The 18,668-nt window shown below is 29.3% G+C and carries 18 protein-coding genes; 10 read left to right on the top strand and 8 right to left on the bottom strand.

Annotated features, from left to right (window positions below; all coding sequences use genetic code 11):
- Window positions 1-125: 125 nt before the first annotated feature.
- Window positions 126-1,469 carry a caspase family protein gene (locus ABXT66_RS02685; protein WP_443644124.1) on the bottom strand — a complete coding sequence of 448 codons (1,344 nt, stop codon included), beginning with the start codon at window positions 1,467-1,469 and terminating at the stop codon, window positions 126-128.
- A gap of 706 nt (window positions 1,470-2,175) precedes the next feature.
- Here ABXT66_RS02685 and ABXT66_RS02690 point away from each other — a divergent pair.
- The 4 genes from ABXT66_RS02690 to ABXT66_RS02705 all read left to right on the top strand — a co-directional run bounded on the left by ABXT66_RS02690 (window position 2,176) and on the right by ABXT66_RS02705 (window position 7,045).
- On the top strand, window positions 2,176-2,982 hold the full coding sequence (locus ABXT66_RS02690) for a hypothetical protein (RefSeq protein WP_443644125.1): 807 nt from the start codon (window positions 2,176-2,178) through the stop codon (window positions 2,980-2,982).
- A 71-nt stretch (window positions 2,983-3,053) separates the two neighbouring features.
- On the top strand, window positions 3,054-5,153 hold the full coding sequence (locus ABXT66_RS02695) for a caspase family protein (RefSeq protein ID WP_443644126.1): 2,100 nt from the start codon (window positions 3,054-3,056) through the stop codon (window positions 5,151-5,153).
- Between the two features lie 3 nt (window positions 5,154-5,156).
- Window positions 5,157-6,014, top strand: coding sequence for a hypothetical protein (locus tag ABXT66_RS02700; RefSeq protein WP_443644127.1), 858 nt, complete (start codon window positions 5,157-5,159; stop codon window positions 6,012-6,014).
- Between the two features lie 707 nt (window positions 6,015-6,721).
- Window positions 6,722-7,045: a GYD domain-containing protein gene (locus ABXT66_RS02705; protein WP_443644128.1), complete on the top strand. Its 324-nt coding sequence runs from the start codon at window positions 6,722-6,724 to the stop codon at window positions 7,043-7,045.
- A 145-nt stretch (window positions 7,046-7,190) separates the two neighbouring features.
- Here the strand turns inward: ABXT66_RS02705 and ABXT66_RS02710 are convergent, their stop codons facing one another.
- A complete protein-coding gene (locus tag ABXT66_RS02710) occupies window positions 7,191-7,568 on the bottom strand; it encodes a nuclear transport factor 2 family protein (protein WP_443644129.1) in 378 nt (125 codons plus the stop codon).
- Window positions 7,569-7,805: 237 nt separating this feature from the next.
- A complete protein-coding gene (locus ABXT66_RS02715) occupies window positions 7,806-8,399 on the bottom strand; it encodes a hypothetical protein (RefSeq protein ID WP_443644130.1) in 594 nt (197 codons plus the stop codon).
- A 552-nt stretch (window positions 8,400-8,951) separates the two neighbouring features.
- Here ABXT66_RS02715 and ABXT66_RS02720 point away from each other — a divergent pair.
- From ABXT66_RS02720 to ABXT66_RS02735, 4 genes are all read left to right on the top strand, one after another.
- Window positions 8,952-9,380, top strand: a complete 429-nt coding sequence (locus ABXT66_RS02720) for a hypothetical protein (RefSeq protein ID WP_443644131.1) — start codon at window positions 8,952-8,954, stop codon at window positions 9,378-9,380.
- Between the two features lie 377 nt (window positions 9,381-9,757).
- Entirely contained in the window at window positions 9,758-10,081 is a 324-nt protein-coding gene (locus ABXT66_RS02725) for a hypothetical protein (protein ID WP_443644132.1), read from the top strand.
- A 211-nt stretch (window positions 10,082-10,292) separates the two neighbouring features.
- Window positions 10,293-11,042: a sulfite exporter TauE/SafE family protein gene (locus ABXT66_RS02730; protein WP_443644133.1), complete on the top strand. Its 750-nt coding sequence runs from the start codon at window positions 10,293-10,295 to the stop codon at window positions 11,040-11,042.
- 71 nt (window positions 11,043-11,113) lie between these two features.
- On the top strand, window positions 11,114-11,512 hold the full coding sequence (locus tag ABXT66_RS02735; RefSeq protein WP_443644134.1) for a hypothetical protein: 399 nt from the start codon (window positions 11,114-11,116) through the stop codon (window positions 11,510-11,512).
- A gap of 160 nt (window positions 11,513-11,672) precedes the next feature.
- Here the strand turns inward: ABXT66_RS02735 and ABXT66_RS02740 are convergent, their stop codons facing one another.
- Together ABXT66_RS02740 and ABXT66_RS02745 are read right to left on the bottom strand one after the other, a co-directional pair.
- Complete coding sequence (locus tag ABXT66_RS02740) at window positions 11,673-11,864, bottom strand: hypothetical protein (RefSeq protein ID WP_443644135.1); 192 nt, start codon at window positions 11,862-11,864, stop codon at window positions 11,673-11,675.
- 217 nt (window positions 11,865-12,081) lie between these two features.
- On the bottom strand, window positions 12,082-12,522 hold the full coding sequence (locus ABXT66_RS02745) for a CBS domain-containing protein (RefSeq protein ID WP_443644136.1): 441 nt from the start codon (window positions 12,520-12,522) through the stop codon (window positions 12,082-12,084).
- Between the two features lie 191 nt (window positions 12,523-12,713).
- Between ABXT66_RS02745 and ABXT66_RS02750 the strand changes: the two genes are divergently transcribed.
- The gene (locus ABXT66_RS02750) at window positions 12,714-13,496 is read left to right on the top strand and encodes a 2-keto-4-pentenoate hydratase (RefSeq protein WP_443644137.1); all 783 of its coding nucleotides are present in this window, start codon (window positions 12,714-12,716) and stop codon (window positions 13,494-13,496) included.
- A gap of 150 nt (window positions 13,497-13,646) precedes the next feature.
- On the opposite strand, the gene ABXT66_RS02755 is transcribed toward ABXT66_RS02750, so the two are convergent.
- The 3 genes from ABXT66_RS02755 to ABXT66_RS02765 all read right to left on the bottom strand — a co-directional run bounded on the left by ABXT66_RS02755 (window position 13,647) and on the right by ABXT66_RS02765 (window position 15,565).
- Complete coding sequence (locus ABXT66_RS02755) at window positions 13,647-13,889, bottom strand: hypothetical protein (RefSeq protein ID WP_443644138.1); 243 nt, start codon at window positions 13,887-13,889, stop codon at window positions 13,647-13,649.
- Window positions 13,890-13,984: 95 nt separating this feature from the next.
- A complete protein-coding gene (locus ABXT66_RS02760) occupies window positions 13,985-14,596 on the bottom strand; it encodes a GIY-YIG nuclease family protein (protein ID WP_443644139.1) in 612 nt (203 codons plus the stop codon).
- Window positions 14,597-14,608: 12 nt separating this feature from the next.
- Window positions 14,609-15,565 (bottom strand): ABC transporter ATP-binding protein, encoded by a 957-nt coding sequence (locus ABXT66_RS02765; protein WP_443644140.1) that lies wholly within the window; start codon window positions 15,563-15,565, stop codon window positions 14,609-14,611.
- 188 nt (window positions 15,566-15,753) lie between these two features.
- Here ABXT66_RS02765 and polA point away from each other — a divergent pair, with 188 nt between their 5' ends.
- Window positions 15,754-18,603 (top strand): DNA polymerase I, encoded by a 2,850-nt coding sequence (polA, locus tag ABXT66_RS02770; protein ID WP_443644141.1) that lies wholly within the window; start codon window positions 15,754-15,756, stop codon window positions 18,601-18,603.
- Window positions 18,604-18,668 lie beyond the last annotated feature (65 nt).

Below are 18,668 nucleotides of genomic sequence, written 5' to 3' on the forward strand. Positions count from 1 at the left end.
TGTATTCAGAATCTATGACATATGAGTGTGTAGCTTTGACTCTTGGTGACTCTTAAATGAGCAGGAATGGTGGTCTTAGTTAAACTGTACAAGCACTCTGTTTTTATTGCCTTGTAGTTCATCTACTACCCACCATTATGTATTTGCACTTTCTGGTCACGACCATAATACCTACGTGCATAATAGGTCATTGTATCAGATAGATATTCCTTTAACTCTGCATCACTAACCTTGCCATCCTTGTTTGCATCACCTTCACCACTCATAGCCTTTAGGAAGTATTTAGTGAACAGACTATGTGAGCTGTCTTCTTCCCATGATGCCATTTGTCTCTCAGACCCTGCAGCTATCACTTTTACATTTGCAGGTATCATTGTTTTCTTGGGTGTAATGATAATTGGTGATGCTTTTGATATAAGTGACCCAGTTTGACTGCCACCTGAAAAACACGCTTCTAGTATTACGGTCACTGACTTGGCAGGAAGTTTGCCTAAGTTTGAATAGAGAGTAGATAATTGATACCCAGTAAATTGAATAGTTTGTGAATCAGTATCTGAGGGCACAAGATAAGCATCACCTTCTTCACCCGGAGCACCATGTCCAGCATAGTAGATGTATACATTTGATTTGTTAGGTTTGATGTAATTAAAGAGCTTTCCTTTATGTGATTTATCATTGCCAAAGACACTTAATAGCTGAGCATTTGTAGCATCTTTAAGATAAATGATATTACCTTCTTTGATACCTTTAGCCTTCATGAAGTATTGTTTAATGCCTTCTGCATCAGCATAGGCAGGATTTACATTGGGTATATCTTTACCTTGTTTCTTGTAATTAGCATTACCTATAATTACTGCTATATCATCTCTTTTTTTATTGATTGATTTAAAGTTTACATTAATAGATTTATTGGGAAACTCAGATTTGGATTTAGTTGCAACAACTATTTTGGGTTGAGATTGTTGTTGTTCTTTTTGTTTTTTCTCAAGTGCCGCTAGTTTGCGTTCTAATTCCCTAGCTCTTTTATTAGCAGCATCTAATTCTACAACTGATATTTTTGATTTTGGATTAGATATCTTTGAATATTTTTTATCTTTGTTATCCTCTAAATTAACCTTAAAAAATTCGTCACACTTACTCTTAAGCTTATCTTGTTTATATAAAAACAATTTATTTAAAGTTATTAAGTCCTTTCTTTTATGGAGACCTGAAAAGAATAAAGGTTCTTTGGCAAGATTACATAAATATTCTTGTCCTGCTCCATCCAAATAGTAACTTTCAACTTCTTTAAGAGTCATTACTCTTCTTGCATTACTTGGGCATCCTCCCCAAAAAGGTTTTGGAAAAGGTAACACACTATTTTCATATGCAACGTTAGAGCACCACTTTTCAGATAAAGCATAACTAATAGTATTAGTATTTAATATAATAAATAGAGATAACATAATTAGTTTTGCAAAATATATCATATTTTATTTACCACTGAATAAATCTTTATTATTTGTAATTAAAGTAGCAAGGACAGCCAACACAACTGCCATCATTTTAAATGCATAGTTCATGTGATTACACTAGCAAGTTAAGTTTTATTTGTGAAGTAGTTAGAGTGTGAGCATTTAAATGCAACACGGATGGAATACGTAAGTGATTATTAGTACGGATATATACTTAAAACTATAGAGACATCTAAATGTATCATTTAAATGACCATTTAAGTGAACATTTAAGTGTCACATTATAAGTGTATTTAATAAGTTTTTTAATACTAAAATTAATAATCATTTATAATTATAAATCATTTAAATGTTACATTTAGATGTACATATAAGTTTTACAGTTAAGTGTATTTTACAAGTATTTCTAATACTAAAATCTATAATCATTTATAATTATAATTCATTTAAATGTTACATTTATATGTATTTTTTATAATAGTAATAAGTAAGTAATAAGTAAGTAATAAGTAAGTAATAAGTAAGTAATAAGTAAGTAATAAGTAAGTAATAAGTAAGTAATATCTTATACTCTAATGGAGTATAGTGGTACTCATACGTACCATAAAAACCTTGCTATTTTAGTGTATTTATAGTATACTACATATACCCCAAAAAGACAGTATTTATTCGTGCAAAGCTATAGTTTGCAATGATTTTCCTTATTAATAGAAAGGTATATATGACCGTTATAGAACATAAGTATTTTGAGCATCCAGATGTATGTATAAGACATCTTGAATGGACAGCATTTCAACACATTCTTTTTGATAAAGATTGGAATAAACTTAGAGATGCTATTCCAGAATATGACCAAAGACCATTCTATTGGCTAGAGCATTTTCATGCAAAAGCAAAAGAGAAACATCATCTAATCAAAGGAAAGTTGTACAAGAAAGACATCACATCTATGGAAGATTTTTATCGTGAATTAGATAAACTCCTTAAACCCAAACCATTAGGTAAGGCACTTAAAGATAAGAAACAAAGAACGGCTCAATCAGCTTATCAAAAAGAGCAATTAGGTGATGCTTACATAGATAATAAGCTACTCATATCTAAAGCTAAACAATCTGCCTTTCAGTTAGCTGAACATAATGCTGATAAAGATATGATAGTAACAAGAGCTAATGAGTTAGTTAAAGAACATTTAAATGAAGCATTATCACCTGAACAGCTTAACACTCTAATCAATTTGATTGAAAGACAAGTTGATAAGCATCTCAGGTTAGATAGAGTTGAAGCATCTATAATAGATACAGATAATAAGAATATGTACTTTATGTGGGGTAAGATTAAGAGACAAATTGTGAAGAAAGATACATTTGCATGGACAAATGCATTAGCAGCTAAAGAAGCTCGTTGCTCCAAAGGTGATGTGAAAGCTATTATGAGAAATCTAGAAAAGCTAGGTGCAATTAAGTGCATACAAAAAGGTAAGAGTGGTAGCTTTACTAGAAGAGCTAATCTGTATCGCAGGGAAGTTTAAAGGAAGTTGTAATTTGTTATATAACTTGAATAAACTTTACCTTGCACAACTATTTTGATTAAACTGTCAGTATGAAAAAACTATTCGTCACATTGTCATTTTTGATTTTAGTCATTTGTATCTCTTCACAGAGTTGGGCGTTACCACCTTGTAATACAAATATTAACATAAATAAATGGGATAAATGCGTTGGAGAGAATTGGGATAAAAGTGGTTTTTATCGAGGAGAATTTTTTAATGGTATAGAAAATGGGGTTGGTGAGTTAAGAATTAATAAAAAAAGATGGCATCGAGGTAATTTTTTTAACGGAAAATTTCATGGGTTAGGCGTAAGAATTGATACAACAGGAAACACTTTATCAATTGTTATTGGAAATTGGAAAAATGGAATTCTTATAAAAGGGTTATTGGTTTCAAAATATGGAAAATATTATGGTAATTGGAATAATCAAAAATTTGATGGAAAAGGTTTTTTTATAGACAATAAAAGTAAAATTACTTTTGGAAACTATGAAGAGGGGACGTTAATAAATAACCAATTAAAAAAAAATGCTGACAAAAAATGTAAAAAAAATGAAATGAAGAAATGTTTTGGTTTAAAGGGGAAAGAGGATAATTTTGTAGCAGGCGAATTTGAAAGTAAGAAATTAAATGGTTATGGGTATATCAAAGATAAAAACTTTGAATTTTTTGGAATTTTTAAAAACAATACGAATATTGGTAATGGTGCTATGATTTTTAAAAATGGTGACCTTTACTATGGTAACTTTAAAGGATTAAGACCGTTTGGTTCAGGACTTTCAATTTCCCAAAGACCTTTCTTAATAACTTATCTTGGAAATCATGATAAACATGGTTTAAATGGAAATGGAGTAATGTTTGCAGATAATAATGAAGAAAACACCTTGAAACATATGTCATCATATTTTGGCAAGTTTAAAAATCATGAGTTTTCTGGTGCAGGATTAAAGATTAGTAATAAAGGTTCTTTTTTTTATGGTGAATGGAAATTTGCTATGCCAAATGGAATTGGTTTTAGTGTAGCAGAAGATGGAAAATATGTAGGTGATTGGGTCAATGGTCAGAAACAAGGTTTGGGATTATTAATTAAAAATAGAAATAATACCTTTGTAGGTGAATTAATTAATAATAAACCTCATGGAATGGGAGTTATGTATCATAAAAATAAAGAAAATAAAGAAGGGCAATGGGGGCATGGAAAATTTTTAACGAAGAGTGAAGTAGATGATAAGGTAAAAAAATATGTTACCAGCTCACCTACATTAGAAAATTTTTCAAGTTTTTACCCTAACCTTTTAAAAAACAAAGAACAAAAATCCAAATCTTCAACAATAGTAAAAAACCAACTAGATTCTAAGTTTTCCAATAAATCTATTAATGTGAACTTTAAATCTATTTCCAAAAGACCAGATGACATTGCTGTTATTATTGGAAATGCCAACTACAAGAAAATGGGTAAAGACATACCAAACGTAAATCCTGCCTATGCTGATGCAGCAGGTATTAAACAATACTTCATGAAAGCTAAAGGCATTAAAGAAGGTAATATTATTTACCTTAAAGATGCTACAGGTTCACAACTTGCAAGTGTCTTTGGCAATGAAAAGTCCTACAAAGGTAAACTCTTTAACTACATCAAACCTAACAAATCAAATGTATATATTTACTATGCAGGTCATGGTGCTCCGGGTGAAGAAGGTGATGCTTACCTTGTGCCTACTGATACTGATTCACAAACTATACAGTTTACTGGATATCAATTATCAACTCTGTATTCTAACTTAGGCAAACTTCCTGCTAAGTCTGTGACCGTAATATTAGAAGCGTGTTTCTCTGGTGGCAGTCAATCTGGTTCACTTATATCAAAAGCATCTCCAATTGTAATTACACCTAAAAAAACAATGATACCTGCAAATGTTAAAGTGATAGCTGCAGGTTCTGAGAGACAAATGGCATCATGGGAAGAAGATAGCTCACATAGTCTGTTCACTAAATACTTCCTAAAGGCTATGAGTGGTGAAGGTGATAGTAATAAGGATGGCAAGGTAAGTGATGCAGAGTTGAAGGAATACTTATCTGATACAATGACGTATTATGCACGTAGGTATTATGGTCGTGACCAGAAAGTGCAAATACATAATGGTGGGTAGTAGATGAACTATGCATTTAAAATGATGGCAGTTGTGTTGGCATTATTGATGCCTCATAAATTAGTCTTAGCTGAAAAATTACCTCTAGATTGTAAAATTATCAAAAGAAATGTTGAAAATATGATTAAGAATAATAAGTCATGTGGATTAGCAAAACCTCAATCTTGTTATTCAATGGAAGTTGTGAGCGCACAAAAATATAATAGCCTTGAGTACCAAATATATATTGAAGGAAACTTGTCTAAATCATATTTGCAAGTATTAGAAGAAAGAGATAACACATTTTCCAATAGTTTAATTTTTCATTCTATTAATAATAAAACACAAACAATAAATTATATTTTTGAAGACAAAAGTTTTTCTTCAAAATCTAATTTAGCAGAAAATGAAAATTGTAATTTTTTAGATTTATTTAGAGGAATAAAATCTTTGCCTTTAAATGCATCTTATAATGATGAAATGGATATAGATAATATTCCAAAATGGTGTCTAAATATTCGCCTATCAAAAAAATCTCTTATTTCTTGTGGTATTGGAGAATCTAAAAGCAAACATATAGCGAAAGATATTGCGCTTCTAAATGCTAGAACACAAATAGGAGATGCCTTAGATTCAGAAATAACAAGCAAAAGAAATGAATATTTTAATTATAATGGAATTATGTCAAGAATTAGTATTGGAAAAAGTGAAATCCTAAAGATGGAAACTTTAAAAAGTTATACTCATTTTGTAAATAATAAGTATATCCACTATAACTTAACAGAATACCCCATTTTAAACCTCAAGAAGTTACCTTTAAATAAAACTGCTGATGAAGCCATGAAAGAATTGGAAGCTAAAATAAACAATATAAAAAAATAAAATAATAAACTACACGCATACGTAGAACAGAATGTTGTCCAACAATCATCTGGCTCACAAACACCTGAACTACAAGGAGATAAAGACAGAGTGCTTGTGCAGTTTAATTAGGACTATCATTCCTGCTCATTTAAGAGTCACCAAGAGTCAAAGCTACACACTCATATGTCATAGATTCTGAATACACTAAAAGCTCTCAGTAGACTCTGGATTGGATTTAAATTGGTTAACACTTATTTGACCCCATCTGTCTAAGAGCACAACTATATAATACGTATAGGGCGGCACTGGCTCTAGCATGGGGGGTCATTTAAAATGATACATATAAGTGTCTTTAACATCTAAATATAATTATCATTTACGTAAGGCTATTCCATTACCGGAACATTTCTTAACTGTGAAAGAAACTGTGAAAGAAAACGTGCCTGTTGACACGGATTCAGGAATACATAATATGAGGCTACTGCTTATGTTCAGTTGTAAGTGGTGCACTTGAAGTGAATAGAACTACTTCTCAGCCGCACCATTCCTAAATTTAACTCATTGTAATTATTAAATTATTCTTCTTTAACAAAAAGGTATGAAACAAAGTGAGGAACATTTGGTGCCTATGTTTACTGGATAACTTTTGTTTTTGTTGACATAATATTTTTCATAGAACTAGAATCATTTAATTAAAAATAAAACATAATATATGGGAGGTAATTATGAAATTTATATTTTTAGGTAATTATAGTAATGCAGGTCTTGAAGGATTCATAAAAAATCCAAGTCAAGATAGAAAATCTGTAATCTCTGGTATGATGAATAAAGCTGGTGGAACAATGGACAGTATTTATTTAACTAGAGGTAATTATGACGTAGTTGTTGTAGGAGATGCACCTGATTTTGAAACAGTTGGCGCTATCAAAATGATGATAATGGCTACGGGAGCATTTAAAGAAGCAGTAATCTTAGAAGAAACAGATTTTAATAAAATAGCTAAGAAAGCGTCTGATATAGCAAGTTCGTACAAGGCTCCCAACTCATAAATATTTTAAATTTCTGAATGTATGAGTCAAATTAGTTTTAATTCCTGACTCATACAGCCACTATAACCTCATCCCATGTAACATTAACTCTGATTACACTAACGCTGCTGTATGACTCTGTATGAGTCATTAAAATGATTAACATTTAACTTATATCTTTCATAGCCTCTGCCATTTTTTGACTGTCATCATAAAAATTAAACTCTACCTCTAAACCTTCTTTAATAACAAAATGGTGAATAGATTTTGAATTTAAGTTGTCAGCTGTGATATTAACAAAAACACAAACATCTGTTTCATTTGAAACAACTTTTTCAATATCAAGATTAAATCCGGGCCAAATTTTATCTAGTTTAGCAATAACATTTTCTAAAAATGATTGAAAACCAATGTATGTACCAGATAAAGAATGGTTCCCATTAATATTAATTTTACATTCAGGATGGTATATTTTGGCTAGAGACTCCATGTCACCTTCTGCAAAGTTCTTATATCCACCTAAAACAATCTCTTCAGCTGTCATTTTTTTCTCCCTGTTTTATTATTAAGTCTTAGTCTATACAAAAAATTAATTTTTTACCAACACCCCATCTGCTGTAGACCCTATGTATAGATATATATGTAATTATTATCTAACTATAAGAACATTTGTATGTATCACTTAATTGACCTATCCATGTATGGGCATTGGGGGTGTGTACGTTATCTGTATATGGAGTCTGCAGCAGATGGATGTTGCAAAGTTCAGAATTATTGCAGGTTACTTATAATTATCTAATACCATTTTTTTAAACCCTTCACTAGGCCATTCAATTATCATAGTTATATCAGGCTTATCTTTTTTTAATTTCATAAATTGATTTATTATATTCTTTGAGAAAAAGTTTCCTTCTAAATAAATTTGTTTGATAGCTTTTTGATTGTATGCCCAATCAATTATTTTTTGTCCTCCAATATCAGTAATTCCACACTCAACAAATGCTATGGTAGAGGTTGTAGTTGGAAGTACATTAAGAATTTTAATAATGCCTTCATCTTTTAAATCTTTATTAAAACTCATGCTAATTGTTTTTAGTACAGGTACTTTTTGATGGCTGATTTTTTTAATAGCATTGGATATTTCATCTGCATCCAAGATATTCAAATTAGCTCTTCTAATAATTAAATCATAACTATTATTTGAAGATGTTAATTCTTTGGCAACCTTTAAAGATTTAGGTTTGTCTATTTTGGTAAGTGCAGCAATAAGATGACCCAAACCTTGATTATTTGATGTAATGGAGGCGTTTGAACTTAAAATTGGTAAACTAATAAACAAAAGGTTTATTAAAATAAATTTTATAAAAGTATCCATATTAATAACATAACCTAAACAAAAATACCTCGTAAAGTGTTAACCCTGCTTTAAGTCATTTTAGATATAAAATATATTTTACTTGTTAAGATAGTATTTAAAGAGGATAAGTTATTTAATTAAGTAAAAGGATTATAAATGTCTAAAAAAGAGAAATATATATTTACAGATTCATTATTCTCAGAGATTGTACTTGCAATTCTGATAGGGTTTCCATTAGGGTTTTGTACTCTTGGATTGTATTAGTGAAAATTATTGAATATATTCTTTTAGCATAAATAATCCCAACACAATATAGCACACAAAATCTGTACTTTTTTGTTTATGTCAAATGTCTTAATTTTATACTAAAATTATTAATGCTCTCAATACAGATATTGAATGTTAATTGGTTTGATTGCTTTGACCGGAGGAAAGTATGACAATTGAGGTGACATAAATAAAATGGATGTTGCTCTTAAAGTTTTAATGCTTCCAGTTTTTTTTTGTTATATGATAAAACTAATAACAATCCCTTTTAACAACCAAAAATAGGACAGAGTTAGATAGGAAATGAAAAGAATATTTTCATTAATATTATTAATAATAATTTCTAATAAGGCAATAGCATCCGTAAAAGGTGAAACTCTAATATGTGATAAAGATACAAGGGGTTATAACTTCATATCTAAGAATGAAGTGAAAATATTAGGTATAAATTTAAATGAACTAAACACATTTTCTATTAATCATTCATATGAAATAACTGAAAATGCAATCTTTATTAAACAACCACTTACAGCATTGGACAAAGAAGAAACATCTAAACCAATTGGTTGGATATTTAGAAGAAACTTAGATTACGTATCATTAGATTATATTAATGGTGACTGGAGTAGAAAGTTTTTATGGAGTTGTGAAATAACTACATCAGAGCAATTAAACATAAGAATAAAAAATAAGTTAAATGAATTAATTAAAGTTAATGGTAAAAAACTTTAACTAATCTATCCCTGCCACATACAGACTCACACACCTACACTAACCACATCTCATGCACCATTGACTCTGATTACATTAACCCTGCTGTATGACTCTGTATGAGACATTAAAAATGGTTAACAATATATTCACCCTATCTGCTGCAGAGCCTGTGTATATATTACGTAGGTAGGTGGGGTGGTTCATGCTTGGGGTAGGATTACACTTTAAGTGATACATACAAGTGTTAATATAGTTAGGTATATTTATACATATCCATACCCACTTACTCTGTACTGGTAACGGTTAATTTAGTGTAGACCATTATGTGCCTGTTGACACGGATTCAAGAATACATAGACTAAATATTTCATAATTAATTTTATAAAGGTGTATGCATGATAGGTGTTACAGTAACAGTAAAATTACAAAACAAACTTGCTAAAGATTCTATAGTTATGAGTTTAAAAAATGTAAGTCAACACTTGTTTAGTGAAGATAGAGGACTATTGATGAGATGTTTTACAAATGTCTCCGACACTCAGGTTGATATGTTTCATTTGTGGAAAGATAAATCTTATCAATTAAAAACGAGGAAAGAATTCTCTTCTAAATTTTGGGAAGATATTAAAGATATGGGTGGAGTTGTTTCTATGACAGAAGGTGAGTGTGAAGTTGAAATGTCATCATTAATAAATTCATCTTTAGTTAAGATGAAATAAAAAATCAAACCTGGCACTTAAATATTTTGTTAATGATTTATTTATTAAATTAGTCAATCCCTGAATCATACAGGCTCACACAGCCACTATAACCACATCTCATTCACCCATCCTTGAGTCTGATTACATTAACCCTACTGTATAACTCTGTATGAGTCGTTGTAATGATTAACACTTTACGAGGTGTGTTTATTTTACTTAAAGTATAATTATGTACATAGAATATTTTGAAACTATCAGTCTTGCTGTAATTTTATGCTCTGTTTTTTTTGGAGGAATAGTTAAAGGTTCTGTTGGTATTGGAATGTCCATGTTTTCAGTTCCATTAATAGCTTTTATTTTACCTCCTACTAAAGCAATGATGCTTTTATGCTTTCCAGTTATAGTAACTAACTTTATCCAAATGGATATTAAAAGAGGGATAAGCAATTATAGGTTTTTCCCTATGTTTATAACACTTTTTATAGGGATACTTATTGGTGGAAAGTTAATATTAAGTCTAGATTTGAAAACAATTTCAATAATTATTGCATTAACAATTATTATTTTTACATTAATTAATTTTTTAGGGTTAAATTTAGCTAATCTTAAACCAATATATGAGAAAAAATTATCAATCATTATTGGTTTTTTTTCAGGTGTTCTGGGTGGAATATCTACATTTTATGCACCTCCTATAATAACCTTTTTAGTTTCATTAAATTTAGAGAAAGAGAATTTTATTAGAACTACAGCAACAATGTACTTTCTAGCTTCCATACCATTATACTCATCTCTTATTTATCATGGTTTAGGAAATTTTTATGATTTGTTACTTAGTTTTGTTATTACTGCTCCAGCATTGTTAGGACAATATTTTGGAACTAAAATTAGAAAGAGATTATCTAATACAATTTTTAGAAAAACTATTTTATTAATTTTAATTATTATTGGTTTTTCACTGCTGATTAAAAATTTATAAAATATTAATTTAGTTGATATAAAGACCTTATATAATATAATTAAATTTTGTTTCAATTTGAGATTATTTATATGCAGAAATTCACTAATATTTTTATTTTTTTTCTTTCCTTTTGGGCTATATCTACAATTATATCATTCTATTTTGATGTATATGTTCTATTTCCTTTTACATTATTAGAAAATAATGAAATACCATATAATAACCTGATTGCAATTAGGCTTGCAATACTTGCTACTTTTGCATTTTATGGATTAATGCATTTTTTGCATGGAAGTAAAGAAGTATATCCAATTCACTTTTTAAAAACATTTTTATTTATGCTTTCAATTATGGGATTAACTGTTTTCCTTAAAGGATATGCAGAAGTTTCTCTGAAACAATGGTTGCTTTTATTGTTTTTTTTCTGTGTAGCAACAATTCTACATCTAGCTACTGGTTCAAAAAACAGACGTTTTGGCAAGAAATGATTAATAAAATAATCTACTTTTCCAACTAACTCTAATTTCAAACTTAATTGGTTATCTCCTTAACAATCCCCATCTGCTTTATGCCCTATACCCATGTGTGGGGAGTGTCATTTATTTGATACAAATACGTATTATTTTATTCATACGAAATTAAAGCAGGTTAAACTGTACACGACATATCTTGACCACAGCATAACGGTGATTTAATTTTTCCGTGATCATTAGGACATTTTGAAATTTGTACATTTGAACCATTATCTAACTCTAAGGTATCATTTATTAAAGTTTCATCACATTTACCACATGTTGCATTTACAGACATTCCACACTTATTGCATTCATAAGTTGCCATAATAAACTCCTTTAAATGTTATTTTTAAATTTTTCATTATAAATTTGAACATATTAAGTTTAAATAGCAATTTTTTTTTATTAATATTAATTATTGCTAATTAAAACTTAATCTTAGAACTCCATCCCATGCGCTATTGTCTATGATCACATTAACTCTGCTGTGTGACATTGCATGAGCCATTTAAATATTAAATAATTTACAAAGTATAATTACTTCAATATAGCCAACTTTTTAGATGTTGATTTTCTAAATTAAACTTTTCTAATAACCTTTTTACAACGTCACCAATAGAAACTATTCCTATTAATAATTTATTTTCAACAATAGGAATATGTCTAATTTTATTTTTTGACATTATATCCATTATGGTTTCAGATTTTGTGTTTTTATTAATAGTTATAACTTTAGATGTCATAATAGATTTTATATGAGATTTCTTAAAATCTACTGATAGATTGTTAGATATTTCTCTTATGATGTCTCTTTCTGATATAATTCCTGATAGCTCCATATTATCATTTAGAACAGGTAGAGCTCCTATACTATTTTTGGCTAATAATTTTATAGCATTATATGTAGTTTTATTCTCATTTATGGAGATTAAATTTCTTGTTAGCAGTTGAGATATCAAAATATTTTCATTGTTTGAATTCATTTCATCCTCCCAATATTACAATACTTATTAACACTTTCACAACTAAAGATATCAAATTTATGAAACAAAATAAATAATCTAAATTAACAATAATAGAAATTAACCCGTAGTTATGGTATTGAATGTAAATTCATAAATAAATCTAATAGTGTTGCATGTGGATGTAACAAATATATAAGATAAAATTAATAATGATCGAATTAACTAAAAATCAATTAAATAGCTATTCTCATCAAATTTTAGACGATTATGATTCTAAAAATCCTAGCACCTTATTTAAAGATAAAATTACAATAAGCAATGAAGATGCTTGGCGCATTCAATCTGCTGTAACCGATTTAAGACAGAAAAGAGGTGAAGAAGTTATAGGTTATAAAATTGGATGTGTTTCCAAAGACACTCAACTTAAAATGGGTTTTACAAAACCAGCTTGGGGAAGACTTTGGAAACATGAATTATACTCTGATGGGGTTACTTTAGAAAAAAATAATTATTCAAATCCTGCAATGGAAGCTGAATTTGGTGTTATATTAAAGCGTGACTTAAAACCTGATTTAGTGAATTTAGATTATATACTAGATTCAATTGAAACCATTCATCCTATAATTGAAATACATAATCTTGTTTTCAATGGCAACCCACCTTTTGGTGCAGAACTTCTTGCTAACAATGCAATCCATGCTGGTGTAGTAATAGGAAAGCCAACTAAAGGAAACATCAAAGCTGGAATTACTGACCTAAAACTTATATTTGACAAAGAGATAATTGATACATGGTCAGACAAAAAATGGCCGCATGATATGTTGTCAGAAGTAGAGTGGTTAGTTAAAGAACAAGATAAAATAGGTAATGTTTTAAAAAAAGGTAACTTGATTTTAACTGGGGCATATGGACTTCCAATTCCTATAAATGATAACAAATTAATAGAGGTTACATCTTCTTTATTTGGAAATGTGTCTGCTATTTTTCAATAAAATTGAATAATGATACCCAACTTACATAGAAACATGCAATCATTATAGCCACAAATCATAAAAGATTTATTCTGATTTGATTGACACTGCACTTTTACTATGTAAAAAACATCAAGATAGTTAGCACTTTACAAGATACTCTTGTTAAGCTTAACGTTTAGAAATACTTTTAGATTCGTTTTTAATTTTTTCTTCTAAATGACCAATCATAATCCTTCTCATATATTCAGCTCTTGCGAGATCTGTAAAAGAATATTCACGTATATCGTCATTTGTTATCCTTATAGAAAAATTATAAAAAGCTCCTGTTTTTTTTATACTAGATGCACTTCCAGATGCTATTTTTCTTGTGTTCACTAAAGTACCAAATTTAGTTTCAATGATATTAGTCATTTAAATTCCTCCTTTTAGCTATGCTATCAATCATATACTTAAATCAATAAAGAGGTCAAATAATTATATAAGTATTTAAATATTTTAGATGAAAGTTAACAATATTCATACATGACGTGAGATCTGTCAGATGTATGTTGTCTGACTTCTGAGCTCCAACGTCCTTCTTCAACCGCTAGAGACCATTCTTTGCTTTGCACAACATCTGGGCTATCTATTTCGTACATAGCTATAAATTTTTGTGCTGGAGCATTCATTGATTTTGTCTCGCCACCGATTGAAAAATTAAAGGATGTTCCTTTACCTCTTGTTACCTTGTTCACACCAGGTACTTTTAAAAGATAGGGAATATGTTCTTCATCGTAAATCTCATTGAATAAATTTTCATACTCTTTTTTAACATTCATAGAAACTACAAAAATATATTTTGAATTTGCCACAATACCCTCCCTAACTCTCTTTTTGTAAGATTTTATTAGAAATTGTTTTTCTCTTTTATTCAACTTTTTAATTTCTAATTCTCTTTTGGTTGCATTACTTCTATTTAGAGAAAGCTCTTTATAGACTAGTTTAAGTGGTAAACGCCCACGTAAATATTTAGAGCCATGTCCTGAGGTATGTTGTTCTATTCTTTTATCTAAGTTTTTTGTGATTCCAGTATAGAGTGATTGGTCTTTACATTTTAAAATATAAATTATCCAATTCATTTCTATTCTGCTCTATTTATTGTTTGTCATATTTATAAATACATCTTCTAGGCTTACATCTTTTGTTGATAAATCTAGAATATCTAAGCTTGAGTTATATAACGTTTTAATAATATTTTTCATAGAGGTTTCGCTAGGCTTAAAAATGATCTCCAAAGTATCAGAAACAATTTTAACGGTACCAATTTTTTTAAGACTAATTTTATCTTTATCAGAAATCTTTTTCTTTTTAAGTTTAATATAAATTATTTTTTCATTAAACTTTGTTAGTAATGATTGTTTATTTTCGTTAGCAATTATTTTTCCTTTGTTAATTATTGCTATATCGTCACACAAATACTCAGCTTCTTCTAAGTAATGAGTTGTCAAAATTATTGTAACACCTAGCTTATTTAAGTCTTTAAAATGCTGCCATAATTTTTGCCTCAATTCCACATCAACACCAGCTGTGGGTTCATCAAGTATTAAGATAGGAGGGGAGTGAACCATTGCTTTTGCGACCAATAATCTTCTTCTCATTCCTCCAGATAATTTTCTACTATATGACTTAGCTTTATCACTTAAATCCATTAATTTTAGTAATTCTTTTGTCTTACGAAAAGCTTTAGGAACATTAAACATTCCTGAATGTAAGTCTAACAACTCATCAGGAGTAAAAAAAGCGTCTATATTTAATTCTTGTGGCACTACACCAACAGCTAATTTTGATTGTTTTCTCTCTTCTTCTATATCCATACCCCAAACAGACACATACCCAGAGCTTTTTAATACAATTCCTGATATTATATTTATTAATGTTGATTTACCAGCCCCGTTTGGTCCTAACAAACCAAACATAGATCCTGCTTTGACGTTTAATGACACATCATCTAATGCATAATGCTCATTTTCCCCTTGGTAAATTTTAGTAAGATTTTTTATTTCAAGGGCTAGCTTGTTTTTAGGTATTTGCCAATTTTCTGTTTTCATTCTAATTCTTTCTAATCAGATCATCTATGTTTTTATCTGTCTTAATGAAGTATAAAATTTATTATGAATTAATGACAATTATATTTAATTATCTATAATATGATCTCTAATATTTATCATAAATTAATTTTTAAATCACAGCTTTATAAATATTCTGATTTAAGCTTAATAAATTAAAACGAGTAGATATGAATAATGAGATGCAACAAAATACTAGGCCAGATCTAAAATTTAATGACCCTAATAATATACTTTTGATTGATGGGTCAGGGTATATTTTTCGTGCATTTTATGGATTACCCCCTATGACTAATAAAAATGGGGTCCCAGTTAATGCCGTATTTGGTTTTACCAAAATGCTCATAAAGCTTATTGATGATTTAAAGCCTCATTATGCAGCTGTTATTTTTGATGTATCAAGAAAAACCTTTAGAAACGATCTTTTTGAATTTTATAAGGCTAATAGATCAGAGCCCCCTGAGGACTTAATACCTCAATTTTCTCTGATAAGGGAAGCTACAGAAGCAATTGGATTACCCGTTGTTGAAATGGAAGGTTTTGAAGCAGATGATTTAATCGCAACTTATGCTAATATAGCTTTAAAATTAACAAAGAAGGCAATTGTTGTTTCTAGTGATAAAGATTTGATGCAACTTGTAGATCACAATACTCTGTTATTTGACCCCATGAAACAATTGTGGGTTGATGATGTTAAGGTTTATGAAAAATTTGGTGTACCACCTAAAAAAGTTATAGATGTTCAATCTCTTGCTGGTGATAGCAGTGACAATATTCCAGGTGTACCTGGTATTGGTATAAAAACAGCGGCTGAACTGATTAACGAATATGGAAGTTTGGATGAACTACTATTAAGAGCGGCAGAAATTAAACAAAATAAAAGAAGAGAAAATCTTATTGAATATGCTGATCAAGCAAGACTGTCACGTTCTCTTGTTACTCTTGAAAAAAACGTACCAATTATTTCAGAAATTGAAGATTTTAAAATTAATCCAGTTCTTGATTTAAATAAGTTAGTTCCTTTTCTAGAGACACATAACTTTAAAAGTTTAATAAACAAATTTAAAAATAATGATAGTAATGAGTTAATAGCTAGTAAATCTAATTCAACAGATTTTATAAAAAATGATATTATAGAATTCAAGGGCTCTTCAGATAAATATGAACTCATTAATAAAGCAACTTCATTAAAAGAATTTATTAGTAATTGTTATGGTCAATCAATAATATCAGTAGATTGTGAAACAAACTCCTTAGATGCTAAAACTGCTTTATTGATTGGTATTTCAATGTCCTATAGTGAAGGTAAAGCTTGTTACATTCCGTTGAGGCACGGTCTTGATTTAGATAATGATCAATCAGACTTTATCTTAGATAATAAAACATCTTTTTCTCAACTGCCTTTTCTAGAAGCAATAAGTTTAATTAGACCAATTTTAGAAGATAAATCTATTTTAAAAGTTGGCCATAATATTAAATACGATGCATTGGTAATGAAACAAAATCATAATGGCAATATTCTTCTTCATCCAATTGGCGATACTATGTGTTTATCTTATGTGGTTGATCCTGGAAAAGTTGATAATCATAAACTAGATAGCTTAGCAATGCGTGAGTTGAACCACACAACAATAAAATATGAGGATTTATGCGGGAAAGGTAAAAATAAAATTTCTTTTAATCAGTTGTCTCCCTCAGAAGCTCTTAATTATGCATCTGAAGACGCCGACGTAACCCTAGCTATTTATAAGAAGCTCCTTCCAAGATTAATAAATGATAAAAAATATACTGTTTATAAAAGATTAGAAAACCCATTGATAAATGTTTTAATGAAAATGGAAGATGAGGGCATTATTGTAAACCCAGTTAAACTAAAAGAAATTTCAAAAAATTTATCAGTAGAGATAAGCAAACTTGAAGATAAAATTTATAAGATGACAAGTAAAAAATTTAATATTGGATCACCAAAACAGTTAGGTGAAATTTTATTTGACGAAATGAAAATTGATGGAGGAAAACGTTCAAAAAATGGTTCATGGCAAACAAGTGTAGAAATTTTAGAAAATATGTCTATTTCAGGCCATGAAATAGCTGATTACATATTAGATTGGAGACATTTTTCAAAACTTAAAAGTACATATTCTGATGCCTTAATTAATCAAATAAACTCAGAAAGTAAAAGAGTTCATACAAGCTATTCAATGGTTGGAGCAAGTACTGGCAGGTTGTCTTCTTCAAATCCTAATCTACAAAATATTCCAATTAGAACAAAAGAAGGAAGATTAATTAGAACTGCTTTTGAAGCAAAAGAAGGTTTCAAATTAGTTTCTATGGACTATTCACAAATAGAATTAAGATTGATTGCACACATAGCAGATGAAAATAAAATGATAGAAGCTTTTAATAACGAATTAGATATTCATGCAGATACTGCTTCAAAAGTTTTTGGAATTCCAATTGCTAATATGACAACAGATATAAGAAGAAAAGCTAAAGCAATTAACTTTGGGATAATATATGGTATCTCATCATATGGATTAGCAAAGCAGTTAAAATGTTCACCAAGTGAAGCTAAGTCTTTTATAAATTCTTACTTTGATAGGTTTCCTAAAATAAAAGATTACATGGAAGAAACTAAAAATAGCCTTTATAATGATGGTTATGTTGAAACTTTGTTTAGCAGACGAATTTATATCAATGGTGGAGACTCAAAAAACCAAAATATAAGAGGTTTTGCAGAGAGACAAGCAATTAATGCACCTATTCAAGGAACAGCAGCAGATATAATAAAAAATGCAATGATACAAATTGATAAAAATTTACTAAATTATAACGAAGATGTCTCTATGCTTATGCAAGTTCATGACGAGTTAGTGTTTGAAATTAAAAATGAAAAAATTCATAATATTGAAAATATTATTGTGCCAATTATGGAAAATGCAAATTTACCAATGGTGCCTTTGAATGTGAAATTAAAAGTTGATACTGGATACGGTAATAATTGGGCAGAAGCGCATTGATTTTAGTTTTATCATAAATTAACAAAATTTAACCTTGAATAAACCTTAATTTTACACTCATATCA

Source organism: Candidatus Levibacter sp. Uisw_134_01, assembly GCF_047717795.1.
In the GTDB taxonomy this organism is placed as follows: domain Bacteria; phylum Pseudomonadota; class Alphaproteobacteria; order Puniceispirillales; family Marisalimonadaceae; genus Marisalimonas.

Bases quoted from the DNA above. Each gene is read 5' to 3' on its own strand.
- ABXT66_RS02685 (WP_443644124.1), bottom strand. From the start codon at position 1,469: ATGATATATTTTGCAAAACTAATTATGTTATCTCTATTTATTATATTA.
- ABXT66_RS02690 (WP_443644125.1), top strand. From the start codon at position 2,176: ATGACCGTTATAGAACATAAGTATTTTGAGCATCCAGATGTATGTATA.
- ABXT66_RS02695 (WP_443644126.1), top strand. From the start codon at position 3,054: ATGAAAAAACTATTCGTCACATTGTCATTTTTGATTTTAGTCATTTGT.
- ABXT66_RS02700 (WP_443644127.1), top strand. From the start codon at position 5,157: ATGAACTATGCATTTAAAATGATGGCAGTTGTGTTGGCATTATTGATG.
- ABXT66_RS02705 (WP_443644128.1), top strand. From the start codon at position 6,722: ATGAAATTTATATTTTTAGGTAATTATAGTAATGCAGGTCTTGAAGGA.
- ABXT66_RS02710 (WP_443644129.1), bottom strand. From the start codon at position 7,568: ATGACAGCTGAAGAGATTGTTTTAGGTGGATATAAGAACTTTGCAGAA.
- ABXT66_RS02715 (WP_443644130.1), bottom strand. From the start codon at position 8,399: ATGGATACTTTTATAAAATTTATTTTAATAAACCTTTTGTTTATTAGT.
- ABXT66_RS02720 (WP_443644131.1), top strand. From the start codon at position 8,952: ATGAAAAGAATATTTTCATTAATATTATTAATAATAATTTCTAATAAG.
- ABXT66_RS02725 (WP_443644132.1), top strand. From the start codon at position 9,758: ATGATAGGTGTTACAGTAACAGTAAAATTACAAAACAAACTTGCTAAA.
- ABXT66_RS02730 (WP_443644133.1), top strand. From the start codon at position 10,293: ATGTACATAGAATATTTTGAAACTATCAGTCTTGCTGTAATTTTATGC.
- ABXT66_RS02735 (WP_443644134.1), top strand. From the start codon at position 11,114: ATGCAGAAATTCACTAATATTTTTATTTTTTTTCTTTCCTTTTGGGCT.
- ABXT66_RS02740 (WP_443644135.1), bottom strand. From the start codon at position 11,864: ATGGCAACTTATGAATGCAATAAGTGTGGAATGTCTGTAAATGCAACA.
- ABXT66_RS02745 (WP_443644136.1), bottom strand. From the start codon at position 12,522: ATGAATTCAAACAATGAAAATATTTTGATATCTCAACTGCTAACAAGA.
- ABXT66_RS02750 (WP_443644137.1), top strand. From the start codon at position 12,714: ATGATCGAATTAACTAAAAATCAATTAAATAGCTATTCTCATCAAATT.
- ABXT66_RS02755 (WP_443644138.1), bottom strand. From the start codon at position 13,889: ATGACTAATATCATTGAAACTAAATTTGGTACTTTAGTGAACACAAGA.
- ABXT66_RS02760 (WP_443644139.1), bottom strand. From the start codon at position 14,596: ATGAATTGGATAATTTATATTTTAAAATGTAAAGACCAATCACTCTAT.
- ABXT66_RS02765 (WP_443644140.1), bottom strand. From the start codon at position 15,565: ATGAAAACAGAAAATTGGCAAATACCTAAAAACAAGCTAGCCCTTGAA.
- polA (WP_443644141.1), top strand. From the start codon at position 15,754: ATGAATAATGAGATGCAACAAAATACTAGGCCAGATCTAAAATTTAAT.